The following is a 25,687-nucleotide window of genomic DNA, read 5'->3' on the forward strand; positions in this document are numbered from 1 at the left end:
CGAAAGACTTCCCCTCCGCATTCGGACCGCACCTATGGCATCAACTAGGACTCAAGGTTGGAATGGACACCTCGAAAACACGCTCGGTCATGCCGGGGAAGGGCGCGGTGCTGCTGGCCCTTAAGTACTACGGGAAGGAGATGCTGCGGCTGAAGCGGTTCGCGCTGCCGGCGCTGCTGCTGCCGTCGATCGGCTCCACCGCGATCCAGTACGTCGGCCCGCTGATCGTCGCCAAACTGGTCGGCGAGATCGCGGCCGGCGCCGAGGTCACCGTCGCCACGACCCTGCCCTACGTCATCGGCTTCGCCCTCGTCCTGCTGGTGGCGGAGGCGTTCTGGCGGATCGGCGTGCACTGCATCAACCGCCTTGAGGCGTACGGCATCGAGCGGCTGTACCTCGTCGGGATGGACGAACTCCTCGCCAAGGACGCCGCGTTCTTCCACGACAACTTCGCCGGCTCGCTCACCAAACGGGTGCTGAGCTTCGCGACCCGGTTCGAGCAGTTCGTCGACACGATGGTCTTCCAGGTGCTGACCTCCCTCGTGCCGCTGCTGTTCGCCGGCGTGGTGCTGTGGCAGTACGAACCCCTGCTGGTCGTCGGCCTGTTGGGGATGATCCTGGTCACCGCCGTCACCGTCGTCCCGCTGATCCGGCGCCGCCAGCGGATCGTCGACGCGCGCGAGGAGTCCCTGGCCCGGCTCGGCGGGCATGTCGCGGACGTCCTGATGAACATGGAGACTGTCCGCGCCTTCGCCGCCGAGGAGCGCGAGGCCGCCGAACACCGGGCGCGGGTACGGGAGTCGAAGCAGCTGATGCTGCGCTCCTGGGACTACGGCAACCTCCGCGTCGACACCGTCGTCGCCCCGCTGTCCGTCCTCACCACCGCGCTCGGCCTGCTCCTCGCGCTCACCCTGGCCGGCGGGACCCACGAGGTGGAGACGGTCGTCGTCGCCTTCACCTACTACACCAACGCCACCCGCATCATGTTCGAGTTCAGCCAGATCTACCGGCGCCTGGAGAGCGCCATGACCGAGTCCGCCCAGTTCACCGAGCTCCTGTTGGAGCAGCCGACCGTGGTCGACGCCCCGGCCCCGAAGGAGCTGGAGCGCGGCCGGGCCGACGTCCGCTTCGAGAACGTCAACTTCTCGCACGGCGGCGGGAAGAAGCCCCTCTTCGAAGGGCTCGACCTCGATGTGCCGGGCGGCACCAAGGTCGGGCTCGTCGGCAGGTCCGGCGGCGGGAAGACCACCCTCACCCGGCTGCTGCTGCGGATGACCGACCTGCACGGCGGGCGCATCCTGCTCGGCGGCCAGGACATCAGCGGGCTGCGCCAGCGCGACCTGCGCGGGCAGATCGCCTACGTCCCGCAGGACCCGGCCATGTTCCACCGCAGCCTGCGCGACAACATCGCCTTCGCCCGCCCGGGCGCGAGCGACGCGGAGATCCGCCGGGCCGCCGAAGCCGCCCATGTCACCGAGTTCGCCGACGGCCTCCCCGACGGCTTCGACACCATGGTCGGCGAACGCGGCATCAAACTCTCCGGCGGCCAGCGCCAGCGCGTCGCCCTCGCCCGCGCGATCCTGCGGGACGCGCCGATCCTCCTGCTCGACGAGGCGACCAGCGCCCTCGACTCCGAGAGCGAACTCCTCGTCCAGGACGCCCTCTGGCGGCTCATGGACGGCCGCACCGCCCTGGTCGTCGCCCACCGGCTCAGCACCGTCGCCGGCATGGACCGGCTGATCGTCCTCGACCGGGGCCGCATCCTCGAACAGGGCACCCACCAGGAACTCCTCGACACCGGGGGCGCCTACGCCAAGCTGTGGCAGCACCAGTCGGGCGGGTTCCTGAAGGAAGACCCCCTGGGCGCTCAGGAGGAGGCGGACGTGCGCTGAACCGATGCGCCGGCTGTGGATTCCTGAGCGTTCCCTGAACCCGGGGGCGCCCCGCGCGGGCGCGCGCCAGGATCTGACCCCATGGACCACCCGCCCAGGAGACACACCAAGAACCGCCTCCCGCCGAAGACGGACCACCGGAAACGACGGCCCGGCCGCCCCGACGACTCGGTCACGACCGCCCTGGCGCTCGCCGCCCGCGACGGCGACCGGGCCGCCGGGGAGGCCTGGGCCCGCACCCTCTACCGTGACGTCCTGCGCTACGTCACCCACCTCGGCGCCGACCCCCAGACCGCCGCCGACCTCACCCAGGACACCTTCCTGCGAGCCCTCGGCGCCCTGCCCAGCTTCGAGGCCCGCTCCTCCTCCCGTACCTGGCTGCTCGCGATCGCCCGGCACGCCGTCCAGGACACCTACCGCCGGCCGTCCCCGCCTCTCGGCGAGGCCCGCCCCGAACCCGGCTTCGAGGAGAGGGTCGCCCTCACCGCGCTCCTCGACCGCCTCCCCGCCGACCGCCGCGAGGCCTTCGTCCTCACCCAGCTCGCGGGCTGGACCTACGCGGAGGCGGCGACCCGCGCGGGCTGTCCCGTCGGGACCATCCGCTCCCGGGTCGCCCGCGCTCGCGCCACTCTCGCGGAACTGGTCGGCTAGCGCCGCGTGTTGGTGAGCTGGCGCCGTGCGTTGGTGAGCCAGCGCCGCGCGTTGGTGAACTAGCGCCGCGAACGCACCCGTTCGCCCCGAGGCGGCTTGATGAACTGCAACTCCAGGGCCGCCGGAGCCGGGGCCACCCCCGGCCCGCCCGCCTCGGCCCAGCCGATCAGCTCCTCGGTGCCGTCGTCGTCCATGTTGAACCCCACCCACACCGCCCGCGCCCCGGCCAGCCGGGCTGTGGAGGACGGCTGCACGACGATCACGTTCGCCTGGTCGCAAGGGCCCAGGCAGTCCGTCGTGCGGACCGCGAAACCGCCCCCGGCGGCTGCCGCGCGCAGGCGGTCGAGCTGCCAGGCGTGGTCGAAGCCGGGGTGCTTGCGGCGGTCGCCGCAGCAGCAGCCCCTGCACACCACGAGCGTGCAGGGGGCGCCACGCTGGAACGGCAACGGCATCAGGAGGCCGACAGGCCGACGTGGGCGAGGGCCTGACGCAGCAGGAAGCCGTGACCGCCGGGCATCTCGCTCTGCACGGCCGGGGACGCCGCCTCCTGCGGCTCGAACCAGACCAGGTCGAGCGCGTCCTGCCGGGGCTGGCAGTCACCGGTCACCGGCACGATGTACGCGAGCGACACCGCGTGCTGACGCGGGTCGTGGTACGGGGTGAGACCCTGCGTGGGGAAGTACTCCGCCACCGTGAACGGCTGGAGCGCGGCCGGCAGCCGGGGCAGCGCCACCGGGCCGAGGTCCTTCTCCAGGTGGCGCAGGAGCGCGTCGCGCACCCGCTCGTGGTGCAGGACCCGGCCCGAGACCAGAGTGCGGCTGACATCGCCGTCCGGTCCGATGCGCAGGAGCAGGCCGATGCTGATCACTTCGCCCCGGTCGTCGACGCGGACCGGGACGGCTTCGACGTACAGGATGGGCATCCGGGCGCGGGCCAGTTCGAGCTCGTCCTGGCTCAGCCAACCGGGCGTGGTCTCGGTCATGTCTGACATTGCTTGATCATACTTTCAAAAGCGGGTCGGACGGCCTGTAGACCTCGCGGGAGTTCTCCACGGCCGGTCGCGGGACGAGTGGAACTCACCATAAGCGCCCGGGGTGTACAGAAGCCTGTCGAATGATGTGATCTCCGGCGCGCTGCCTCAGTAGACCCACCGGTAGGCGGCGGCCACCTGCTCGTCGTCCAGCCCGCGCACCGCGTCCGACTCGCCCCGCCGGACCGCCAGCACCGCGTCCGCGAGGACCGGGCCGAGGGCCTGGCGCAGCACCTTGTCCTCGCGGAACGCCGCGACCGCCTCCGGGAGCGAGGCCGGCAGCCGCCGGTCCGCGGCCCCGGGCAGCCGGGCCGGGTCGCCGCGCGTCTCCTCCGGCAGCGTCAGGCGCGTGCCGAGCCCGTCGAGCCCGGCCGCGATCAGGCAGGTCAGCGCCAGATACGGGTTCGCGGCCAGGTCCACCGGCTTCACCTCCAGATTGGCCTGCTCGGCCCGGTGCCCCGCCGTTCCCGGCACCAGGCGTACGGCCGCCTCGCGCGTCTCCAGGCCCCAGACGGCGAACACCCCGGCCCACTGCGAGGGCTTCAGCCGCAGATAGCTGGCCGGGCTCGGGGCGGTGACCGCCGTCAGCGCGGGGAGCCGGGCGAGGATGCCGGCCGCGAAGGACTCGGCGTCCGGGGTCAGGCCGTGGCGGTGATCGCCCCCGGTGTGCAGATTGCGGCCGTCGCTCCACGCCGACAGGTGCACGTGCCCGCCGTTGCCGACGCCCTGCGCGGTCACCGCGGGCGAGAAGGAGACCCGCAGCCCGTGCCGCCGGGTCACCGCGCGGATCGTCTGCCGGACCAGCACACTCAGATCGGCCGCCGCGACGGGGTCCGCCGCGGCCACCGAGATCTCGAACTGGCCGGGCGCGTACTCGGGGTGCAACTGGTCGACGTCGATGCCCTGCGCCGCGCAGGCAGCGAGCAAGTCGGCCGTGTAGTCGCCGAGTTCGACGAGCCGGGCCGCCCCGTACGCCGGCCCCGCCGTCGCCGGCACGAACTCGCCGGGCGGCGCGGAGTCCAGGCCCAGCACCCACTCGACCTCGATCCCGGCCCGGAACACCAGACCGTGCTCCCGCTCCGCCCGCTCCACCGTGCGGCGCAGCGCGGTGCGCGAGCAGCCCGGGTGCGGGTCGCCGTCCTGCGTGATCCGGTCGACCGGCGCCCACGCCCAGCCGGGCTGCGCGGCCAGCACCGTGAACCGGTCGAGGTCGGGGTAGAGCCGCAGATCGCCGTCCGGGCCGCCCAGGACGTCCGTCGTGACGATGTGATCGTCGGCCAGGAACGTGTCGAACACCGGGGACATCCCCACGCCCCAGGCCGCGGCCGACGCCAGCTTCGCCGCCGGGACCGCCTTGACCCGGTGCACGCCGGCCGTGTCGACGTACGCGAGGACCACCCCGTGCACCCGCTCCTCGGCCAGCCGCTCCGCCAGCGCGGCGGCCCGCTCGACATCGCCCGGACGGCCGCCGGGGCGGGGGTCGGCGAGAGTGGTCATAGGGGGTCCTCCTCGGACAGAAGGGGCTGTCGGGGGGAAGGGTTTCATGGGGGGAGGGGGGAACTGGGGGAGTGGGGTTGGTGTGTTGGGGGGTGTCGGGGGCGTGCGGGGCGGGGGCCAGGGCCCTTGATCGGGTGGCCGGTAGGCTGACAATCGGATCGCTCCCGTACATGAAGGCAGGACATGCCCCATTCCGCCGACCCCGCCGCCGACATACGCCTCGTCGTCACCGACATGGACGGCACCCTGCTCGACGACCACAAGCGGACACCCCCCGGCCTCAAGGAACTCCTGGTCCGCCTCCAGGACCGCGGCATCCTCTTCACCCCGGCCAGCGGACGCCAGTACGCCACCCTGGAACGGGACTTCACCGGTCTCGCCGACGGCATGGTCTTCATCGCGGAGAACGGTGCCTACGTCGTCCAGGACGGCCGCGAACTCAGCTCCGCCCCGCTGGAGCGGGCCGACGTGGTCCGCGTGGTCGAAGCGGTACGGCGGCTCACCGCGGGCGGGGCGGACGCCGGAGTCGTCGTCTGCGGCAAGCGCGCCGCGTACACCGAGCGCGCCGACGAGGCGTTCCTCGCCGAGGTCCGCCGCTACTACCTGCGCCATGAATCCGTCGCGGACGTCACCGCCGTCGACGACGACATCATCAAAGTCGCCGTCTACGCCTTCACCTCCGCCGAGGAGACGGTCGCCCCCGCGCTCGCCGGGTTCCGGGCGAGCCATCAGGTCGTCGTCTCCGGCCAGCACTGGGTCGACATTATGAACCCCGAGGCCAACAAGGGAGCCGCACTGCGCCGGCTCCAGCGCGAACTCGGGATCACCCCGGCCCAGACCATGGTCTTCGGCGACTATCTCAACGACCTGGAGATGCTGGACGCCGCCGAGTGGTCGTTCGCCATGGAGGGGGCACATCCGGAGGTGATCGAACGGGCGCGGTACATGGCGCCGTCGAACAACGAGAACGGGGTGCTGCGGACGGTCGCGCGGGTGGTGGGGGTGGAACTGGAGGGCTGAGGGGGATACGACGGCGCGGGCGCGGGAGTTTCGCGGCGGACTCGGTCGGCCCCGGCTCGCGGCGAGGTCAGTCCGGCCGCCGCACCTTCTCGTTCTGCCACGCCCACGCCGCGATCTCCACCCGGTTACGGCTGCCCAACTTGGCCTGTGTGCTGGCGAGATGAGTCTTCACGGTGGAGAGGGAGACGTACAGCTCGGCCGCGATCTCGGCATTGGTACGGCCGAGGGCGACAAGCCGTACGACCTCCAGCTCGCGCTCGGTCAGAGGGTCGGCCGGGGCGGGGGCCTGGGGCCGGCTGACGGGGCCCTCCTCCTTCTCCTTCAGATGCTCCAGCAGACGGACCGTGACCGACGGGGAGACCAGCGAGTCACCGGCCGCCGCCGCGCGCACCGCCTCCGCGAGCAGGGTCGGCCCGGAGTCCTTGAGCAGGAAGCCGCAGGCGCCGCCACGCAGGGCTCCGTACACGTATTCGTCGAGGTCGAAGGTGGTCACGACGACGACGCGCAGCGGATCGGCGACATCCGGGCCCGCCAGCAGCCGGGTCGCCTCCAGGCCGTCCAGCTTCGGCATCCGGATGTCCAGCAGGCACACGTCCGGCCGCAGCCGCCGCGCCAGCGCCACCGCCTCTTCCCCGTCGGCCGCCTCCGCGACGACCGTCATGTCCGGCTGCGCGTCCAGGAAGAACCGGAAGCCCGTACGGACCATGTCCTGATCGTCCGCGATCAGCACACGGATGGGAGCGGCGGAAGGGGAGGGGGAGACGGTCATGGGTCGCATCTTGCCTCAGCTGGGAGAGGGGTCAGGGACACGGGAGGACCCGTGGCCGCCGGGCCGGCCGAGGAGGTGGCCGGGCCCGGCGGGCGGGGGAGGCCCGCACTATTGAGGTACGGGCTTCCGGACCGGGCTGGTGCGGTAGCCCGGGGTCTGGATCACTCGGCGCCGCGGGCCGCCTCCGCCGTCACCCTGCGCAGCAGCGGTCTGCTCGCCGCCACCGCCGCCAGCATCACGGCCGCGCCGATCGCTATGCAGACCACCAGCTCGATCGCACCGGAGGCGTTGATCGTGGCACCGGCCGTCTTGTTGAGCTGGTAGCTGCCGTAGGCGCCCATCGCGGTGGTGCCGCCGGCCAGGGTCACCAAGGGGAGGACCGTCTCTCTGGTCCGCGCCTTGTCCAGGACCCGCAGCGGGGTGCCGGCCAGCCGCAGGAGGCCGTAGACACGGCGGCGGTCCAGGACGTTCGCGGCGGCGGTCAGGCCGGCCGAGGCGGCGGCGACCACGAAACTCAGGGCCAGGGTCGCGGTGCTGACGGCCGACAGCCGGTCACCGATGGCCTTGTCGCTGGAACCGGTGTAGTTCTCGCCGTAAGGGAGTCGGCCGTCACCCAGAGGGGTCAACACCGTTGCCGCCTTGTCCAGTTGGCCGGACTCCGTGACATGGACGACGATGCCCGCGGCGCCGCCCAGGAGGCTGTCGTAGTCGTCCTCGCGGCCCACAGTGACCGTCGCTTTCACGCCTGCCTCGGTGAGGAGGGTGCGCGCCTGGGTCGCCGTGGCCCTCGCGTCCGCGCTCATCACCGCCAACTGGTCGTGGTACTGGGCGCTGTTCGAACCCAGCAGGCTGATGGAGAAGAAACCGGCGGCGAAGCCGGCCAGGACGAGGCCGCTGACCGTGCGCCAGGCACCACGCGGATCGTCGCTCAGCCTGCGGCCGGCGAGGAGAGTGGCGGGACGGCGCGCCCGGCGGCTCACGGTCCGGCCCAGCCGGTCCACCACCCACGGCCCGACCAGCCAGAACCCCGCGTAGAACAGCACCAGCATCGCCAGCGCCTCTTTCGGCTTGACGCCGCCCTCCTGCCCGGTGCCCTGGTAGATGTAGCCGAGCACCACCACGAAGAACACCAGCCGCAGCAGCCGCGTACGACGGGGGTTCGCCTGCTGCGCCACCCCGAGCGGCGCCCCGGCGACCTGCCGCAGCATCGACACGGCGCTCACGGTGATCAGCGCCGTCACGGCCGCCACCACCGCCGCGAGCCATCCGGCCCCGACCCACAGATCCCCCGTGTACCAGCCCCCCACCCCGAACGGCACCTTGGCGAGCGCCGGCAGCAGCAGGACGTACCCGAGCGCGCCGGCCAGCGCGCCGCCCGCGCCCAGTACAGCCGTCTCGGCGGCGGTCATCGCGACGATCTGCCGGGGTGTCGCCCCCGCCAGCCGCAGCGCCGCGAGCCGCTGCTCACGCCGGGCCGCGCCGAGCCGCCCCGCCGCCGCGGCCAGCACCACCACGGGCATCGCCAGCAGTACCACCCCGGTGATCGTGGTGCCCTGGTCGTCCGCGGTGAACAGGCTCTTCTCGGTGCCGGAGAAGCCGGCCACCTCCGCCCGCGCGACCTGGCCGATGTCGAACCAGTTCACCGAGTCCGCCGCCTTCGCCGAGAGGGCGGGGTCGGTGGGGGTCCGTCCGACGACGGCCACCAGCTCGTCCGGTGACGCCAGGCCCTCCGATGTGATCGTCCCGTACGCCGTCGGCCTCGGGAACCGGTCCGCGAGCTGGTCGGCGGGGAGTTGGCGGACCAGCTTGGCGAGGGCGGGGGAGAGGTAGACCTCGCCGGGGCCGGGGAACGTTCTCACGCCGGGTGGCGCGGAGGTCTGCCGTTTGCCGGGCAACTGGGCCAGGGAGACCACCGTGACCGGTTCGCCGCGTACATATGTCGTGGCCAGGGCCTGTACCGCCGTGGGCTGCTTGGAGGCTTCCGGGGTGCGCCAGGTCGTCCGGTCCGCGCGGGTCCCCGAGCCCAGGGCCGCCGCGATCATCACGAGCAGGACGAACGCACCGACCGCGGCGGCACCCGCGGCAAGCGCGTGGCTCTGAAGCCCACGGCGACCGGAGGCCCGGGTGAGATGCCAGGTCAGGGGGAGAACGGGGGAACGCATGGGGGCTCCAGGGGGCTTGGGCTTGGACTTCGGCTTGGGTTTCGGCTGAGGCTGAGGGGGAGGGGGAGGCCGAGGCTGGGGGCGAGGCCGAGGGGCGAAGGCGCCGGCTCGGTCGGCGGTCGCGTAGCTCCGGTCAGGCGACCGTGTACTGCGTGTGGCCCGCTATACGGCCGTCGCGTACCTGGAGGACGCGGTCGCAGTGGGCGGCGATGTCCGGGTCGTGGGTGACCATCACCAGCGCCGCGCCCTGGGTCCGCGTCACCGACGTCAGCAGGCCGATGACCTCCGTGCTCGTGCGCTGGTCGAGAGCGCCGGTCGGCTCGTCCGCGAAGATGATGTCCGGTTCGATCACCAACGCCCTCGCGATCGCGACCCGTTGGGCCTGGCCGCCGGAGAGGCCGCCGGGGCGGCGGGTCTCCATGCCCTCCAGGCCGAGCGGCGCGAACCAGCGGCGGGCGCGCTCGACGGCCTCCTTGCGGGGGACGCCCTCCAGCATCAGCGGCAGCGCCACGTTCTCCTCGGCGGGCAGCTCGGGCAGCAGCTGGCCGAACTGGAAGACGAAGCCGAAGCGTCTGCGGCGCAGGGCGCTGAGCCGGTTCTCGTTCAGGCCCTCTATCGACTTGCCGTGCAGGAGGACGCTGCCGGCGTCGGGGCGGACGATCCCGGCGAGGACGTGCAGCAGCGTCGACTTGCCGGAGCCCGAGGGGCCCATGACAGCCAGCGACTCGCGCTCGCGGACCTGGACGTCCACGCCGTCGAGGGCGGTGGTGTCGCCGTACTTCTTCACCAGGCCGAGTCCGGCCAGAACGGGGATCATGAGATGGGGCCTTTCTTGGCGTCGCGCGGTGTTTCTTGGGGGGTCTTGGGGGGCTCAGCCGTCTCAGCGCTCGAACGTCCACGTCACGGAATCGGCGCTCGCCTTCACGACGTGCACCGGTATCTCCACGCTCCCGCCGCCGTCCTTCTGCCCCGTGCAGACCACGCTCGCCCCGGCCACCGCCTTCAGCCCCGTCGGGCAGGACACGTCGGTCAGCTTCACGCCGACCCATGGCAGCGGGTGGTACTTGCTCTGGATCCGGCCCTGCGCGATGTTCTTCGCCAGCGCCGGGACGCCGTCCACCTCGACCTTGCTATATACGTCGAGTCCGGTCGTGGACTCCGTGCCCGAGAGGAGGTGGGTGCCGAGCATGCCCACCGCGACGACGGCGGTGGCGCCGCCCACGAGGCCGATCACGAATTTCTTGCGTTCCATCACATGCTCCAGGCAAGGGAATCGGGACATCAGGGTCGGAGGAGCGAAAGGCCGGTCGGCCGCCGCTGTTCCGTGCCTCCACTCTCGCCCGCGCCCACCCACGCCCGCCTCGGCCGGACGGCCAGGAAACGGCGCGTGATCGCGGCGTCCGATCGGTCATTCGGCCGATCCGCCGCACGTGCCCGCCCGGCTACCGTGATCGGCATGTCAACCGTCACCGGCCGAGGCCGTGGCTGTGCCAGGGGGTTCGCCGCCGGCTTCCTCCTCGCCGCCGTCGTCCTCGATGCGCTCAACGCCGGGTCCGCGCAGGACCCGGTCTGGCCGGTGGCCGTCATGGGCGCGGTCGGACTGGCCGCCGTACTGTGTCCGGCCGCCGGCCGTCCCGACCTGCTCACTCCGCAAGCGCGGGCGGCGGTCCCCGCCGTCCTCTCTCTTCTGTACACGGGCGCGGCCCTCGCCCTCGACCGCGCCTGGCTGTTCGGCCCGGGCGAGGCAGCAATCCTGCTGTGTCTGCTGTTCGTCGTCGTACGGCACGCCCCCGCGCCCTGGGCCGTCGGCGGTGCCCTGCTGGCCGGCGCCGCGTTGCTGACCCTGCCGCTGCGCTACTCGCACTCCTTCCGCGACGGCGCTGTTCTCGCCGCGCTGCTGATAGGGCTGCTCCTCGCCGGGATGGCCGGCGGATTCGCCGCCTACCTGCGCGGCCTCGACTACCGGCGCACCGTCGCCGTCGGCGAGACCAGACGCGCGGAACGCCTCGCGATGGCGGCGGACCTGCACGACTTCGTGGCGCATCACGTGACCGGCATCCTGGTCCAGACGCAGATGGCCCGCATGATGGCCGCCGAGCGCGCGGCGGGCTGGTGCACCGCCGACGCCGCCGACGCCGCCGCCGACGGTGGCGACGGTGGCGGCGACCGCTCGACGGACCGCCGCACCGGCCCCGCTGCCGACTGGTCCGGTGCCGACTGGTCCGGTGCCGCCCCCGACAGCCGCCCCACCAACCGTCCCCCCGACCTCGATCCCGTCCTGCGCGACATCGAACGCGCCGCCACCGAAGCCCTCGCCTCCATGCGGCGTACCGTCGGAGTCCTGCGCGACACCGGCCCCGAAGCCGCCGGGCGCCGCCCCGTCGGTGACCTCGACGGCATCAGCGACCTCGTCGACCGCTTCGCCGGCCCCGGCCAGCGAGCCCTTCTCCGCCGGGACCCCGCGCTCCCGGCCGACCTTCCGCACGAGGTCCAGTCCGCCGCCTTCCGAGTCGTCCAGGAATCCCTCACCAACATCCGCCGCCATGCCGCCGACGCCACGGAGATCACTGTCCACCTCCTCCCCGAGGACGGCGGACTCGCCGTCCGCGTCGAGAACGACGGCCTGGGCGGTACGAGCCTCCCGGACGCGGCGCACGGGGGCGGGTTCGGGCTGGTCGGGCTGAGAGAGCGGGTCACGGCGCTCGGCGGCGAGCTTTTCGCCGGGCCGCCGAAAGGGGACGAGAGGTACGGATGGGAGGTAAGAGCGGTGTTCCCCGTCGGATAGCGTGCGGGTGGCACCCTTTGCGAACCTTTGTGTGAATCGTGCTCCTGTGAACCGCCCTGCTACGAAACCCTCTTCTACGAACCGCTCTTCCGTGAACCCCTTGGGGAACCTTCGAGAGGCAAGGCCCATGACCGACCCCACCGACCCCGTAACCCGCCTCACCCAAGACCTCACCGCCGCCCTGAAACAGAGCGAACTGGAAGACTTCTACCGGGACTTGCACCGTCACCCCGAGCTCGCCTTCCAGGAACACCGCACGGCCGCGAAACTCGCCGCCCGCCTCACGGCCGCCGGGTACGAGGTGACGGAGGGCGTCGGCGGCACCGGAGTGGTCGGTGTGCTGCGCAACGGGGAGGGACCGGTCGTGTGGCTGCGCGCCGACATGGACGCGCTGCCCGTCCCGGAGGCGTCCGGGCTGTCGTACGCGTCGGTGGTCGACGGGGTCATGCACGCCTGTGGGCATGACCTGCATGTCACCTGGCTCGCGGCTGCCGCTGAAGTGCTCGCCGGCGGGCGGGAGTTGTGGGAGGGGACGGTCGTCGTGGTGGGGCAGCCTGCCGAGGAGGCCGGGGGCGGGGCGGCGGCGATGGTCGCGGACGGGGTGCATGAGCGGTTCCCGCGCCCTGACGTGCTGTTCGGACAGCACACCGCTCCCGGGCTCGCCGGGTTCTATTCGCACACCCCGGGGCTGACCATGTCGGCCGCCGACGACATCGACGTTGTCATCCACGGACTCGGCGGGCACGGCTCGCGTCCCGAGGCCGCCGTCGACCCGGTCGTGACGGCCGCTTACATCGTCACCCGGCTCCAGACCGTCGTCGCCCGTGAGCTGCCCGCGAGCGAATCCGCGGTGCTCACCGTCGGTGCCTTCCATGCCGGGACCACCCACAACATCATCCCCGCCGAGGCCCGCCTCGCCCTCAACCTCCGTACGCAGAACGGCCGTACGCGTGCCAAGGTGCTCGATGTGATCCGGCGGATCGTCGACGGGGAGTGCGCGGCGGCCGGCTGTCCCGCCCCGGCGGACATCGAGATCTCCTCCAGCTTCCCGACGACCGTCAACGATCCCGCGCTCGACGGCCGGGTGGCCGAGGCGCACCGCCGGCTCTTCGGCGCCGGAACCGTGTTCGACTTCGGCGCGGTCATGGGCAGCGAGGACTTCTCCCTGCTGGCGCCGGAAGGGGTGCCGTACGACTACTGGTACGTCACCTGCACCCCGGCCGATGTCTGGGAGGCTGCGGCGGGTGAGGAGTTGGGTGAGAAACTCGCCAACGCGCCTGCGAACCACAGCCCGTTGTTCGCCCCCGACCTCTCGGTGCTCGTACCAGGCGTAGGGACCCTCGTGTCGGCCGCGCTCACCGCACTCCGCCCAGCAGAAGCGCTCGCCGGACCCCGCTCAAGAGACGCGCTCGCCTGACCCCGCCCAGGAAACCCAGGAGACGTACAGGAGACGTATTTGCCGAACCCCGCCCAGCGGACTCCCTCACACCACCCCGTCCAGGAAACGGATGACCTCCCCGAACACCTCGTCCCGATTGGTCTCCGCGAACACCTCGTGCCGCGCCCCCGCATAGATCCGCTCGGTCAGCGAGCCCCTGTTCAGGGAGCCCTCGCTCAGCGGCCCCCCGCTCAACCGCTCCACCCCAGGGCGGGAGCCGGAGAGAGGGACGAGGCGGTCCTCCGCGCCGTGCAGCCACAGCACCGGCGCCCGGATCGCCCCGCCCTTCTCGACGCTCTCCAGGGTCGCCGCGAACGCCTCCAGCGTCGGCCGCTTCATCCCCCGGTGCCAGACCAGCGGATCCGCGAGATACGCCGCCCCGACCGCCGGATCCCGCGACAGCGCGCCGGGGCTGATCGGGACGTCCGGGATCTCGTCGTACGCCAGCAGCTTCGCCGGTGTCTCCCACGCGCCGATCACCGGCGCGGACAGGACGAGCGCGGCGAGCGGGCCGTCGTAGCGCTGGGCGAGGCGGGACGCGATCAGGCCACCCATGGAGTGGCCCACGACCACCAGCGGGAGGCCGGGGTGGGCGGTGCGGGCCTGGGCGGTGACCGTCTCGACGTCCGTGACGATGTCCTCGAAGTCCTCGACCAGGACCCGTTCGCCGTCGGAGCGGCCGTGGCCGGCGTGGTCGGGGCCGGTGACCCACGCGCCGTGGGCGTGCAGAAGCTCCGCGAGAGGGGCGTAGCGGCCGAGGTGCTCGGCGTAGCCGTGGATCAGGAGGGCGAGATAGCGGGGGGACGGGTGCGGCCAGTCGTACACCGCGATCCGGCCGTGGGTGCCGGGAATGTGGTGGACGTCGGCCATATGTCCTCCTGGAGTGCGGTGGGCGAAAGCTTTCGGTCGCGTTCTCACGCGCCGAGACGCTCCTTACCTACCCCAGATGCGTGCGCATAGCATCGGTCAACGCGATGAACACCATGACTCTCTGGCACATCACCGGCTGGGAATTCGCCGCCCTCGCCCTCGCCGCGCTGCTCGTCGGCTTCTCCAAGACGGCCGTCAGCGGCGCCAACACCGTCAGCCTCGCCGTCTTCGCGGCCGTCCTGCCGGCCCGCGCCTCGACCGGCGTCCTGCTGCCCATCCTCATCGCCGGGGATGTCCTGGCCGTCCTCACCTACCGGCGCCACGCCCACTGGCCCACGCTGTGGCGGCTGTTCCCGGCGGTCGCCGGCGGGGTGGTCGTCGGGACGGTGTTCCTGGTGTGGGCCGACGACCAGGTGGTGCGGACCTCGATCGGGGCGATCCTGCTGATGATGGCGGGGGTGACGGTGTGGCGGCGGCGCAGGTCAGAGGCGCCCGCCGACCCGGACGCGGTCGCCACCCGGGCGGGGCGGATCAAGGCCGGCTCGTACGGGGTGCTGGGCGGGTTCACGACGATGGTCGCCAACGCCGGGGGGCCGGTCATGTCGATGTACCTGCTGTCGGCGGGGTTCCGGAAGCTGGGGTTCCTGGGGACGTCGGCGTTCTTCTTCCTGATCGTCAATGTGACGAAGGTGCCGTTCAGCGCAGGGCTCGGGCTGATCGACGGGAGTTCGCTGCTGCTGGATCTGGCGCTGGTGGGGTTCGTGATACCGGGGGCCGTGCTGGGGCGGTGGGCGGTGGACCGGATCAATCAGCGGTTGTTCGAGCAGTTGGTGATCGCGGCGACGGTCATCGGGGGGTTGCAGCTGCTGCTGCGATGAGGGGGCGGGGCCTTCCGGAAAACCTTCCGCACAGCTTCACCGGCCCCCTGCACGACTACCGGCCCCCTTCACAGCTACCGGCCCCCTTCACAGTTGCCGCCCCCTTTACGGCGAGCGGCCTCCTTCACAGCTGCCGGTACGCCTTACCGCCGCCGTTCCCCGAACTCCGCCAGCCACTCCGACGTCGCCCCCACCCCGCCGAACGTATAGAAGTGCACCCCCACCTCCCCGTGCCGCCCCGCCGAGTACCCCTCGTCCAGCGCGCGCAGGAAGCGGTCCGGGCCCGCCGTGCCCATCAGGTGGGTCAGCGAGAAACCGTACTTCCGGACGATGGACGCGCTCGTCCCCACCCCGAACCGCTTCGCGTACGTCACCAGCCGCCGCACCCCCGCGGGACCCGGCACCCCGACCCGCACCGGCAGCCGCACATCCCGCTCCCGCAGCCGCTCGACCCACTCCAGCACCGGCTCGACGGCGAAACCGAACTGCGTGATCACGCTCCCGGCGAGCCCCTGATCCTCCAGCGCGGCGGCCTTCTCGGTGAGCGCCGACCACAGGACCCGGTCGTCCACCGCCGGGTGACCCTCCGGATAGCCGGTGACGCCGACGCCCCGGACCCCGTACTTCGGCAGCAGCCCTGTGCCGAGGACGTCGAGCGCGTCCTCGTACGGACCGTACGGCGCGGCCGGGTCGCCGGCGACGACGAAGACGTGTTCCGTGGCGTCCTCGGCGTGCAGCGCGGCCAAGAACTCGTCCAGTTCCGCCCGTGAGTGCAGGCGCCGCGCGGATATGTGCGGCACCGGCACGAAGCCCAGCCGCCGCACCGCCCGCGCCGCGCCGACCCGGGTGTCCAGGTCCTCGCTGCCGAGGTGCGTGATGTTGACGCGGGTGCCCGGCGGCAGGAAGGCGCGGGCGGCCTCCAGCGCGGGCAGGTCCTTGCCGGTGATCTCCAAAGAGGCGCCGGTGGACAGGGAACGGGCCGGTGCGGGTGCGGTCATCTGCCGTCCTTGGGATGCCTGATCAACTGGACCCCGCAGGCTAACAATCCACACGCCCGGGGCGCTGTGGCCCTCGTCTCGTAGGCTCGGGTCATGCATGTGCTGATCCTCGGGGGGACGAGCGAGTCGCGGGAGCTGGCTGGGGCGCTGACCGGAGCCCGCGGGCCGGACGCCGCTCCCCGGACCGGCGTTCGGTGTGGGCCGGGCGCCGCTTCCCCGACCGGCACCGGCGTCCGCGTCACCACCTCCCTCGCCGGCCGCGTCTCCCGCCCGGCCGCGCTGCCCGGCGAGGTCCGCGTCGGCGGCTTCGGCGGCGCCGAAGGACTCGCGGACTGGCTGCGCGCGCACCGCGTGGACGCCGTCGTCGACGCCACGCACCCCTTCGCCGCCCGCATCACCGCGAACGCGGCCCGGGCCGCCGCCGCGACGGGCGTCCCGCTGCTGGTGCTGCGCCGCCCGGGCTGGACGGCGGGGGAGGGGGACCGCTGGTACGACACCGGGTCCCTGCCGGAAGCGGCGGCCCTGCTCCCCTCCCTCGGCCGCCGCGCGCTGCTGACCACCGGGCGCCTGGGCCTGTCCGCGTTCGCGGAGGTCTCCGGTGTGCACTGCGTGGTGCGCTCGGTGGAACCGCCCGACCCGCCGCTGCCGCCGGACGCCGAAGTGCTGCTCGCGCGCGGGCCGTTCACGGTCGAGGGGGAGCTGGAGCTGTTGCGGGACCGCCGCATCGAGGTCGTCGTCACGAAGGACAGCGGAGGCGCGGCGACGGCGGCGAAACTGACGGCGGCGAGGGAGCTGGGCCTGCCGGTCGTGATCGTACGACGGCCGCCGGCGCCGGAGGGGGCGGCGGTGGCGGGGGATGTCGTGGACGCGCTGGAGTGGCTCGGGGTCGGGTAGGCCGCCTCAAGCCTCCGCCGGCGCGGCTCCCTCAAGCCTCCGCAGGAGGCCCCCCTCTCCGTCCGCCAAGCCCGCGCCGCCCCCCTCAAGCCCCCGCCGGCACCGCCACCCGCCGCGGCAAGCTCGTGTTCAGATCCTCCACCAGCAGCCGCTTCGCGATGGAGTCGACCGCCGCGTGGAGGTCGGTGCACGCCGGGTGCCCCACGTCCTGCTGGACCCGCGCCTCCAGCCAGGTCCCCCACGCCCGCGTGAGGACCTCGGCTTCGCGGGCGCCCGCCTCCGTATGGGTGAAGAGGCCGCCGTGCCGGGTGAGATAGCCCTCGTCGACCATGCGGTCGAAGACGGGGAGGAGGACCTCCGGGGGGAGGTGGCGGCGGGTCGCCATGAGGCCGAGGCCCGCGTGGCCGACCATCCGCTCGTAGAGGTACACCTGCATGACCGCCCAGGCGCCCGCGATGTCGAGCCGGGTGTCGGAGGTCTGGATGATGTGCCGGGCCGTCTCCAGGTCCGTACCGCCGAGGATCTTCGCCACCGACGCCTCCAGCACCCGCTGGGAGTCGGAGCCGCGCGGGGAGGCGAAGCCCTCGCCCATGTCGGTGGAGCCCATGCGGGCGCTGTCGCGCAGCGGGACCTGTTTGAGGAAGAAGGCGACGACCAGGCCGAGGGCGGCGACCGGGACGGTCCAGAGGAACACCGTCTGGATGGTGTCGGCGTACGCGCCGATGATGGGCGCGGCGGCCCGGGCGGGGAGGTGGTGGACGCCGTCGGGGCTGAGCGCCGCCTTGGCGACGGCCGCCGCGTCCGTCGTCCCCGTCGCCGCCGCTGCCGCGATGCCGTCCTTGAGGTTCGGGGCGAGGGCGTTGGTGTAGATCGTGCCGAAGACGGCCGTGCCGAAGGAGCTGCCCAGGGTGCGGAAGAAGGTGACGCCCGAGGTGGCGGTGCCGAGGTCGGCGTAGGCGACGGTGTTCTGCACGGCGATCGTCAGGACCTGCATGGACAGGCCGATGCCGGTGCCGAGGACGAACATGTACAGCGACTCCAGCCAGACCCCCGTCGACGGCCCCATCAGGGACATCAGGTACAGGCCGACGCCCATGACGAACGAGCCGGCGATGGGGAAGATCCGGTACGTGCCGGTCTTGCTGACGACGTTGCCGCTGGCGATCGACGCGATGAGCAGGCCGATCACCATCGGCAGCGTCCGCACCCCGGAGACGGTCGCCGAATCGCCGTCGACGTACTGGAGATAGCTCGGCAGGTACGTCATCGCGCCGAGCATCGCGAACCCGACGATGAAGCTGAGCACCGAGCAGACCGTGAACACCGGATTGCCGAACAGCCGCATCGGCAGCATGGGCTGCGCGGCCCGCAGCTCCGCCCAGCAGAACAGGCCGAGCGCGATCACCCCGCCGGCGAACAGGCCGATGATGACGCCGGAGCCCCACGCGTACTCGTTGCCGCCCCAGCTCGTCGCCAGGATCAGGGCGCTCGCGCCCGCCGCGACCAGCGCGATGCCGAGATAGTCGATCACCGGGCGGGCCGCCGACTTCACCACCGGGATGGTCCGGGCGGCGGAGACGACGACGGCGATCGCGATCGGCACGTTGACGTAGAACGCCCACCGCCACGACAGATGGTCGGTGAACAGCCCGCCCAGCAGCGGCCCGATGACCGTCGCCACCCCGAACACCGCGCCGATCGCGCCCTGGTACTTGCCGCGCTCGCGCAGCGGGATCACATCGGCGATCAGCGCCATGGCCGTCACCATCAGCCCGCCCGCCCCGATGCCCTGCACCGCCCGCCAGACGATCAGCAGCATCATGTTCGTGGCGAGCCCGCACAGGAACGAGCCGGTGATGAAGACGACCGCCGAGACCTGGAAGACGACCTTGCGGCCGAAGAGGTCACCGAACTTGCCGACCAGCACCGTCGCGACGGTCTCCGCGAGGAGGTAGGCCGTCACCACCCACGACATGTGCGAGGCGCCGCCCAGATCCGACACGATCGTCGGCAGCGCCGTCCCCACGATCGTCTGGTCCAGCGCCGCGAGCAGCATGCCCAGCACGATCGTGACGAACACGACGTTGCGACGGCGCGCGTCCAGCACCGGGGGCTGGGCGGCGGGCGGGGAATCCTGGGTGACGGTCACGAGGTCACCTTCACGCCGGGGGCGGATCCCGGCACTCGGGGTGGGGCCGATCGGGTGAGGCTCAGCGCTCTACGTCTCCTTCGGATTGCGGCGCAGCAGATACGTGTCCATGATCCAGCCCTTGCGCTCCCGGGCCTCGGACCGGACCCGCTCGATACGGGGCGCGGCCTCGGCGATCGGACCGGAGTCGAGGAGCTCGTCAGGGGTGCCTATGTACGCCCCCCAGTAGATGTCGATGTCCTGGTCGGCGTACTCCCGGAACGTCGCGTGCGCGTCCAGCATCACCACGACATCGTCCACCCCCTCCGGGAACCCCTGCGCGAGCCGCCGCCCGGTGGTGATCTGCACCGGCCGCGCGACCCGGTTCAGTCCCGTCCGATGCCGGGCGACCAGCGCCGAGACGCTGCTGACGCCGGGGACGACGTCGTACGAGAAGGCCACGCTCCCGCGCGCGAGGACCTCTTCGAGGATGCCGAGCGTGCTGTCGTACAGCGCTGGATCGCCCCACACCAGGAACGCGCCGCTCTCGCCCTCGGCCAGTTCCTCGGCGATCAGCCGTTCGTAGATCTCCGCGCGGGCGCTGCGCCAGTCGCCCACCGCCGGCGAGTAGGCGGCGCCGCCCGCCGCCCGGTCCCGCTCGGGATCCCGCGCGTGCACCACCCTGTACGACCCCTCCGGCAGATGCGCCGCCAGCAGCTCTCTGCGCAGGCCGGTGAGGTCGCTCTTCGCCTCGCCCTTCTCCAGGACGAAGAACACGTCCGTTGCCCGCATGACCCTGACCGCTTGCAGCGTCAGCTGCTCGGGGTCGCCCGCACCGATACCGATGACATGAATCTCTCGCACGGGTCGAGTCTGCCGTATGGGACTGACAGTGGGGGTGGGGTGAGTGAGGGGGCAGCCGATTATGCGATCAGCTGATGTCATGGCCGGTTCAGCAGCCGAGGCGCCGACCTGCCGGCGTCCACCGACCCCCGGTCCGCCGCGACCTCGTCCGCGAGCCCCCGCGCCCAGCCCACCACCCCCTCCAGATCCATCCCGTACGACGGCCCCGTCCACCCCGCGACGACGTCCGCCCCGCGCCGCAGCAGCCGGGCCCCGCCGGTCGGGTTGCCCCGGGCGGCGTGCGTCAGCCCCACGGCCAGCTGCGCGAGCCCCCGCCACAGGGGCCGCTCCTCCTCGGGGCCGGTCTTCCAGGCGTCCTCGAAGACCTCGTGGGCGTGGAAGGGTTTCCCGGCGTCGAGCAGGGCCTGGGCCTCGGCGACGGTCTCGGCGGGGTCCCGGACCACGCCTTCCGGCTGCCGGGCCACGCCCTGGGCGCCGTACGGCAGGGGGCGCCCCAGCCCGTCGCGGGGCCGCGCGCTGCGGGCCCGCCCCTCCTCGTCCCGGTCCCGTCCCACCGCTGTCTCGCTCATCCCCCGATTCTCCCGCCTCGGCGCCGCTTTCGGCGTACCCGGGAAGGTGGGGTAGAGTCCTGTCTCGCGTGCTTCCACGGGGTTTCGTGGGGCGGTGCATCGGGACGTGGCGCAGCTTGGTAGCGCACTTGACTGGGGGTCAAGGGGTCGCAGGTTCAAATCCTGTCGTCCCGACTTGCTTCGACGCAGGTCAGGGGTCATATCAGAGGAATCTGATGTGACCCCTTGATTGTTTTCGGGGACCAGCCGGCCCCCCGCCCTCATACGCGTTGGTCAGTGCCCGGGAGGAGCTACTGACCAATGTTCCGCTGCTCAAAACTCGGTCCGGATACGGGATACCCGTCGAATCCGGAACCCGGGGAAGAGAGACGTTCGTTGCGGAACAAGCACAGACTGAAACGGCACAGCCGAGGGACGGTGGCGTACGGCACGGCCGCGCTGCTGGCGGTGGCCGGGCTCACCGCCACCGCCGCCCTCACCACGGCGGCACCGAACGCGGCGGCCGAGACACCGGGCAGGGTGACCGGGGCCACCACACACGTCACCCTGGTCACCGGCGACACCGTCGGGGTGGACCGCGACGGGCGGGTCGTCGGAGTGGACCAGGCCAAGGCCCGCAAGGGGATCGGCTACGCGACGCAGCTCATCGGCGGACACACCTACGTCGTCCCGACGGACGCGCTGAAGCTGCTGAGCAGCGGAAGGCTGGACCGCCGGCTGTTCGACGTGACCCAGCTGGTCGCGGACGGGTACGACGACGCCCGCCGCAAGCAGCTGCCGCTGATCGTGTCGTACCAGGGCGGCCAGGACGAGCAGGCCGACGTCAAGAAGGCACTCGTCGCGGCGGACGCCAAGGTGGAGCGCCAGCTGCCCGCCGTGCGCGGCCAGGCGCTGACCGCGCAGAAGCAGGACACCGGGGAGGTCTGGCAGGCGCTCACCGAGACGGAGAGCGCCGACGGCGCCGTGACCACGGCTCCCGGGGTGGACCACATCTGGCTCGACGGCAGGGTGAAGGCCACCCCGCTGCCCGCCGAGGGCGACCCGGGCGCCGACACCGGCACGGTCCAGATCGGCGCGCCCACCGCGTGGAAGGCCGGGTACGACGGCAAGGGCGTCAAGGTCGCCGTCCTGGACAGCGGCGTGGACGCCACCCACCCGGACCTGAAGGGCAGGATCGTCGCCTCCAGGGCCTTCATGGGACCCGGCGGCACCGACGACACGGTGGGGCACGGCACCCATGTGGCGTCCACCATCGCCGGATCGGGAGCCAGGAGCAGCGGGAAGTACAAGGGTGTCGCGCCCGGGGTCCAGCTGCTGATCGGCAAGGTGCTCGACGACCTCGGGGGCAGCGACTCCAGCATCATCGCCGGCATGCAGTGGGCGACGGAGCAGGGCGCCAAGGTCGTCAACATGAGCCTGGGCGGCACCGACACCGCGGGCGTCGACCCGATGGAGAAGGCCGTCAACACGCTGTCGGCGTCCAAGGGTGTGCTGTTCGTCATCGCCGCGGGCAACTCGGGCCCGCGCGACGAGACCATCGGCACGCCCGGCAGCGCCGCCGCCGCGCTCACCGTGGCCGCCGTGGACCACCACGACGCCCTCGCCCCCTTCTCCAGCCGGGGCCCGGCGGTCGACGACGGTATGAAGCCCGACATCTCCGCGCCCGGCGTGGACATCACCGCGGCGGCGGCCAGGAACGCGGGTTCGGCGGCCGAGAGCGGCTACGTCACGATGTCCGGCACTTCGATGGCCACCCCGCATGTCGCCGGGGCCGCCGCGATCCTCGCCCAGGAGCACCCGGACTGGAAGGGCGACCGGCTCAAGGCCGCGCTGATGGGCTCGGTCAAGGCCGACACCAAGCTGACCGCGTACGAACAGGGCTCCGGCCGGGTCGACCTGACCCGGGCCGTCACCCAGAGCGTCGTCGCCGAGCCCGCCTCCCTCGGCTTCGGCACCCAGGCCTGGCCCCACGACGACGACACCGCCGTCACCAAGACCCTCACCTACCGCAACACCGGCACCACCCCGGTCACCCTCGATCTCTCCGCCACCGGCGCCCCGGGCGTCTTCACCGTCTCCCCGGCCACCCTCACCGTCCCCGCGGGCGCCACCGCCACCGCGACCGCCACCGCCGACACCCGCAAAGGCACCAAGGACGGCGTGTACTCCGGCGCGATAACCGCCACTGACGGCAAGACCGTCGTGCGCACCCCCGCGCTCGTCACCCGCGAGATCGAGTCCTACAACCTCACCGTCAAGACCATCGGCAGGAACGGCAAGGCCCCGGACGCGGGCCAGGCCACCGTCGTCTCGAAGGAGAGCGGCAAGGTCTGGTACCCCTACGAGCGGGACACCGACAACGACTTCAAGGCCACGCTGCGGCTGCCCAAGGGGCACTACGTGGTGGACGACGTGATCCAGGACCTCATGGGCCGGGGCACCGTGATGGTCGCGCCCCACCTCTCGCTCACCAAGGACACCACCCTGGTCCTCGACGCGCGCAAGGCCAAGGAGATCAAGGTCACCACACCCGATCCCCAGGCCGCCGCAGTCAATCCGGTGGTCAAGTTCGCCGCCAAGGGCAGCACCGCGGCGAACAATTACGCCAGCGGCTACTACTTCAACGGCGACTCCCCCACCCTCGCCCAGGTCGGGCCGAGCGCGCCCGGCGCCACGTTCCTCGCGCAGGTCGCCGGCGTCTGGGACAGGGGCGGCACCAAGCCGCAGTACCACGTCGTGGTCAGCCGCCGGGGCTCCTTCTTCGACGGACTCACCCACACCGTGCGGGCGTCCTCGCTGGCCAGGATCGACTTCGCGGTCGGCAGCACGGTCAAGGACAGCCAGGCCACACCGGTCGGCACATGGCAGACCCCCGGCTACCCGGAGCTGGACGGCCTTCCCGTCCCCGGCACCACGGGCGCCGTGTGGAGCGTGCCGGCCGACCGGGTCACGGCCTACGTGTCGGCGGACGACGACCTGCGCTGGAGGTTCCAGCTCCAGCTCAACCGCGGTGCGGAGAAGCAGGCGTACACGTACATCGACACGCTGAAGAGCAAGCGCTACCAGCCGGGCGGCACCTACCGCGAGACATGGAACAAGGGGGTGTTCGGTCCCGTCCTCGCCAGTGACATCGGCGTCGGCGGCTACCGGTTCGGCAACAGCTACGTCGTGTGCAACTCGCTGGTCTCCGACGGGCGTTACACCTTCGACTCCTTCGCCCGGATGAAGACCGTGCTCACGGCGGCGGGCAAGACCTACCTCAGCACCACCGAGGACGCCTGCGGCCTGGGCCCGCGCAGCGGCCTGCCGAAGGAGAAGACCCGGTACACGCTGACCGCCACGTCGACCCGCAGCCTGAGCACCTACCAGGTCAGCGACCAGGTCAGCGCGGCCTGGACCTTCAGCTCGGAGTACGTCGCCGAGACCGGCCGCGCGAAGGCGCTCGCACTCTCCGTCGTCCGCTTCGCGCCGGCGCTGAGCCCGACCGCCACCGCCAAGGCCGGGCAGCGGTTCGACGTCCCGGTCGTGGTGCAGGGCGCGGCGGCCGTCAAGGGTCACCTCAAGTCGCTGTCCGTGAAGGTCTCTTACGACGGCGGTCGCACCTGGAAGCCCGTCGAGGTCCGCACGGACGCCTCCGGCGGGCGCCACCTCACCCTCACCCACCCGAAGCAGACCGGCACGGTCTCCTTCAAGGCCGCTCTGGCCGATACCGAGGGCAACACTTATGACGGCACGATCAGTAACGCGTATCGCACCGTGAAGTAGGCGGGATTCTGTGCAGCACGTGTCAGGGGTCGGGAGCTTCCCGGCCCCTGACGCATGCGGCCGGCTCCTGCCGGGCAGCGGGGGAGCCGGGATTCCGTTGCGGTCCTGCGACCCGGTGAGCGCACTGAGCATCAGGAAGAACTGGATCTGGCGCCTGCTCGGAGAGAGACGACGGGGAGGGGCACCCGGTGAACCCCGGATGCCCCTCCCGCCGGCCGTTCGGCCGGACCGCTCGTCAGCTGCTGGAGCTGCCGTCGCCCGAGACGGGCCCCTTCTGCGAGGCGCCGGGCCAGCCGAGGACCTGGCTGAACCCGTGCGCCGGCTTGATGACGCGCGTGCTGTTGAAGGCCGTCACGTTCGGGGAGCCGGCCTCAGGGCAGTGCTGCCTGATCTCGGCGGGGCTCATCGTCCGGTAGTGCAGGTTGATCTCGTCGTAGTTGGGGTTGCCGACCTTGGACGAGTAGTTCTTGTCGTACCAGATGAAGTGGCCGAAGTAGCGGCTGCCGAAGTGCAGCTCCCAATCGCCCGTGATGACCGCCGCGCCGGTACGCCGGGTGACCCACGCCGTGGTGTACGGCGACATCGTCTGCGAGTACGAGTCGGAGACGGTGCTGTTCCTCTCGAAGGTCCTGCCGAACGTGGCGGACACGGAGACGTTGATCGGCTCCCACAGGGCTGAGGCCAGCGAGGCGGAGACGCTGGCGCTGGTCTGCTGGCCGGTGGTCTCCGACCATCCCCAGGTGCGGGTGACGGTGCCGCCGCAGTTGTTCACCGTCGGGCCGACGTTGTGCTCGTCGCCGTAGAAGCCCTCTCCCAGCGAGGTCGCGGTGAACTTGCAGAAGTCCGCCTGGTTGCACCGCGCGAGCAGCTGCTCGTCGGTGGGCAGGGTCGCGGCGCCTGCGCTCATCGGGGTGAGGGCCACGAGCGCGCCGGCCAGCGCCAGCGAGAAGCCTGCCAGCGAGGCCCGCCTGCGGCGGGTCGCTCCGGTGGTGGGGGTGTCAAGCATGCGCTGTTCTCCAGTCGATCTGTCCGCCGGTGTCCCGGCGCGCTGAGAGCGATGTTCCGCGCGCGGCGCATTGTTCAGCAGGGAGGCTGGTCGACTGGTCAATTCATCGGGCGGTTTTGAGGGGGAACTTGCGCGGGTCCCCGCACCGGAGCGTCCGGGTTGCTTGCGCGGGCAGGAAACCGGCCGTGAGCCGGATGACGGGGATGACCTGGCGGCACGTGCCGATGCTCCGGTGATCTGGAGGAGCGGGTCTCCGTGTGACTGCGTGGGGGCGAGGACGCCACCGGTTTGAGGTGGCGGGGGACGCGATGCAGACCGTACCGCGCTGGTCGATGATGCTCTGGGGCCGGCCGGACGCTGGCTGAGCACGGCGAGCGACTCCGCAGAACGGAGAGCGGCCGGTGACGGTCTTCGGGGACATCGGCCTCACCATGATCACCACCAGTGAGGGGCTTTTGTGGCTCTCGGCGA

Annotated in this window: 21 protein-coding genes and 1 tRNA gene; 9 read left to right on the forward strand and 13 right to left on the reverse strand. The window is 71.9% G+C overall.

Going from position 1 to position 25,687, the window contains the following annotated elements; translation table 11 throughout:
• The first annotated feature begins 62 nt into the window (after positions 1 to 62).
• Both ACYUD3_RS04095 and ACYUD3_RS04100 read left to right on the forward strand, forming a co-directional pair.
• The gene (locus ACYUD3_RS04095) at positions 63 to 1,892 is read left to right on the forward strand and encodes an ABC transporter ATP-binding protein (RefSeq protein WP_470963563.1); all 1,830 of its coding nucleotides are present in this window, start codon (positions 63 to 65) and stop codon (positions 1,890 to 1,892) included.
• Between the two features lie 81 nt (positions 1,893 to 1,973).
• Positions 1,974 to 2,543 carry a sigma-70 family RNA polymerase sigma factor gene (locus ACYUD3_RS04100; RefSeq protein WP_470963566.1) on the forward strand — a complete coding sequence of 190 codons (570 nt, stop codon included), beginning with the start codon at positions 1,974 to 1,976 and terminating at the stop codon, positions 2,541 to 2,543.
• Between the two features lie 59 nt (positions 2,544 to 2,602).
• On the opposite strand, the gene ACYUD3_RS04105 is transcribed toward ACYUD3_RS04100, so the two are convergent.
• From ACYUD3_RS04105 to ACYUD3_RS04115, 3 genes are all read right to left on the reverse strand, one after another.
• Positions 2,603 to 2,995: a (2Fe-2S) ferredoxin domain-containing protein gene (locus ACYUD3_RS04105; RefSeq protein ID WP_470963569.1), complete on the reverse strand. Its 393-nt coding sequence runs from the start codon at positions 2,993 to 2,995 to the stop codon at positions 2,603 to 2,605.
• Positions 2,995 to 3,534, reverse strand: coding sequence for an NUDIX hydrolase family protein (locus ACYUD3_RS04110; protein WP_470963572.1), 540 nt, complete (start codon positions 3,532 to 3,534; stop codon positions 2,995 to 2,997). The genes ACYUD3_RS04105 and ACYUD3_RS04110 overlap by 1 nt, the downstream gene beginning before the upstream one ends.
• Positions 3,535 to 3,681: 147 nt before the next feature.
• Positions 3,682 to 5,070: a type I glutamate--ammonia ligase gene (locus tag ACYUD3_RS04115; RefSeq protein ID WP_470963575.1), complete on the reverse strand. Its 1,389-nt coding sequence runs from the start codon at positions 5,068 to 5,070 to the stop codon at positions 3,682 to 3,684.
• Between the two features lie 183 nt (positions 5,071 to 5,253).
• Here ACYUD3_RS04115 and ACYUD3_RS04120 point away from each other — a divergent pair, with 183 nt between their 5' ends.
• Positions 5,254 to 6,090 carry a Cof-type HAD-IIB family hydrolase gene (locus ACYUD3_RS04120; RefSeq protein WP_470963578.1) on the forward strand — a complete coding sequence of 279 codons (837 nt, stop codon included), beginning with the start codon at positions 5,254 to 5,256 and terminating at the stop codon, positions 6,088 to 6,090.
• Positions 6,091 to 6,157: 67 nt separating this feature from the next.
• Here ACYUD3_RS04120 and ACYUD3_RS04125 read toward each other — a convergent pair whose 3' ends face one another.
• The 4 genes from ACYUD3_RS04125 to ACYUD3_RS04140 form a co-directional block, all read right to left on the reverse strand.
• A complete protein-coding gene (locus ACYUD3_RS04125; protein ID WP_470963581.1) occupies positions 6,158 to 6,859 on the reverse strand; it encodes a response regulator in 702 nt (233 codons plus the stop codon).
• Between the two features lie 161 nt (positions 6,860 to 7,020).
• Positions 7,021 to 9,021, reverse strand: a complete 2,001-nt coding sequence (locus ACYUD3_RS04130) for an FtsX-like permease family protein (RefSeq protein ID WP_470963584.1) — start codon at positions 9,019 to 9,021, stop codon at positions 7,021 to 7,023.
• Between the two features lie 133 nt (positions 9,022 to 9,154).
• Positions 9,155 to 9,838, reverse strand: a complete 684-nt coding sequence (locus ACYUD3_RS04135) for an ABC transporter ATP-binding protein (protein ID WP_470963587.1) — start codon at positions 9,836 to 9,838, stop codon at positions 9,155 to 9,157.
• 63 nt (positions 9,839 to 9,901) lie between these two features.
• Positions 9,902 to 10,273, reverse strand: coding sequence for a DUF4333 domain-containing protein (locus ACYUD3_RS04140; protein WP_470963590.1), 372 nt, complete (start codon positions 10,271 to 10,273; stop codon positions 9,902 to 9,904).
• A gap of 204 nt (positions 10,274 to 10,477) precedes the next feature.
• On the opposite strand from ACYUD3_RS04140, the gene ACYUD3_RS04145 reads away from it, so the two are divergent.
• Together ACYUD3_RS04145 and ACYUD3_RS04150 are read left to right on the forward strand one after the other, a co-directional pair.
• Positions 10,478 to 11,806 (forward strand): sensor histidine kinase, encoded by a 1,329-nt coding sequence (locus ACYUD3_RS04145; protein WP_470963593.1) that lies wholly within the window; start codon positions 10,478 to 10,480, stop codon positions 11,804 to 11,806.
• Between the two features lie 127 nt (positions 11,807 to 11,933).
• Positions 11,934 to 13,223 (forward strand): amidohydrolase, encoded by a 1,290-nt coding sequence (locus tag ACYUD3_RS04150; protein WP_470963596.1) that lies wholly within the window; start codon positions 11,934 to 11,936, stop codon positions 13,221 to 13,223.
• 66 nt (positions 13,224 to 13,289) lie between these two features.
• On the opposite strand, the gene ACYUD3_RS04155 is transcribed toward ACYUD3_RS04150, so the two are convergent.
• A complete protein-coding gene (locus ACYUD3_RS04155; RefSeq protein WP_470963599.1) occupies positions 13,290 to 14,114 on the reverse strand; it encodes an alpha/beta fold hydrolase in 825 nt (274 codons plus the stop codon).
• A gap of 104 nt (positions 14,115 to 14,218) precedes the next feature.
• Here ACYUD3_RS04155 and ACYUD3_RS04160 point away from each other — a divergent pair, with 104 nt between their 5' ends.
• Positions 14,219 to 14,992: a sulfite exporter TauE/SafE family protein gene (locus ACYUD3_RS04160; RefSeq protein WP_470963980.1), complete on the forward strand. Its 774-nt coding sequence runs from the start codon at positions 14,219 to 14,221 to the stop codon at positions 14,990 to 14,992.
• A gap of 143 nt (positions 14,993 to 15,135) precedes the next feature.
• On the opposite strand, the gene ACYUD3_RS04165 is transcribed toward ACYUD3_RS04160, so the two are convergent.
• Positions 15,136 to 15,990 (reverse strand): methylenetetrahydrofolate reductase, encoded by an 855-nt coding sequence (locus tag ACYUD3_RS04165; protein ID WP_470963602.1) that lies wholly within the window; start codon positions 15,988 to 15,990, stop codon positions 15,136 to 15,138.
• Between the two features lie 93 nt (positions 15,991 to 16,083).
• Between ACYUD3_RS04165 and ACYUD3_RS04170 the strand changes: the two genes are divergently transcribed.
• Positions 16,084 to 16,884 (forward strand): cobalt-precorrin-6A reductase, encoded by an 801-nt coding sequence (locus ACYUD3_RS04170; RefSeq protein ID WP_470963605.1) that lies wholly within the window; start codon positions 16,084 to 16,086, stop codon positions 16,882 to 16,884.
• A gap of 85 nt (positions 16,885 to 16,969) precedes the next feature.
• Here ACYUD3_RS04170 and ACYUD3_RS04175 read toward each other — a convergent pair whose 3' ends face one another.
• The 3 genes from ACYUD3_RS04175 to ACYUD3_RS04185 all read right to left on the reverse strand — a co-directional run bounded on the left by ACYUD3_RS04175 (position 16,970) and on the right by ACYUD3_RS04185 (position 20,445).
• Positions 16,970 to 19,033 carry an MDR family MFS transporter gene (locus ACYUD3_RS04175; protein ID WP_470963608.1) on the reverse strand — a complete coding sequence of 688 codons (2,064 nt, stop codon included), beginning with the start codon at positions 19,031 to 19,033 and terminating at the stop codon, positions 16,970 to 16,972.
• 69 nt (positions 19,034 to 19,102) lie between these two features.
• Positions 19,103 to 19,876, reverse strand: coding sequence for a precorrin-6A synthase (deacetylating) (gene cobF / locus ACYUD3_RS04180; RefSeq protein ID WP_470963611.1), 774 nt, complete (start codon positions 19,874 to 19,876; stop codon positions 19,103 to 19,105).
• Between the two features lie 77 nt (positions 19,877 to 19,953).
• Entirely contained in the window at positions 19,954 to 20,445 is a 492-nt protein-coding gene (locus ACYUD3_RS04185) for a DUF309 domain-containing protein (RefSeq protein ID WP_470963614.1), read from the reverse strand.
• 100 nt (positions 20,446 to 20,545) lie between these two features.
• On the opposite strand from ACYUD3_RS04185, the gene ACYUD3_RS04190 reads away from it, so the two are divergent.
• Together ACYUD3_RS04190 and ACYUD3_RS04195 are read left to right on the forward strand one after the other, a co-directional pair.
• Positions 20,546 to 20,619, forward strand: a tRNA-Pro gene (locus ACYUD3_RS04190).
• Between the two features lie 243 nt (positions 20,620 to 20,862).
• Positions 20,863 to 24,210: a S8 family peptidase gene (locus tag ACYUD3_RS04195; RefSeq protein ID WP_470963617.1), complete on the forward strand. Its 3,348-nt coding sequence runs from the start codon at positions 20,863 to 20,865 to the stop codon at positions 24,208 to 24,210.
• A 235-nt stretch (positions 24,211 to 24,445) separates the two neighbouring features.
• Here ACYUD3_RS04195 and ACYUD3_RS04200 read toward each other — a convergent pair whose 3' ends face one another.
• Positions 24,446 to 25,216 (reverse strand): hypothetical protein, encoded by a 771-nt coding sequence (locus ACYUD3_RS04200; protein WP_470963620.1) that lies wholly within the window; start codon positions 25,214 to 25,216, stop codon positions 24,446 to 24,448.
• Positions 25,217 to 25,687 lie beyond the last annotated feature (471 nt).

This window comes from Streptomyces sp. AMJ-169, from assembly GCF_055597585.1.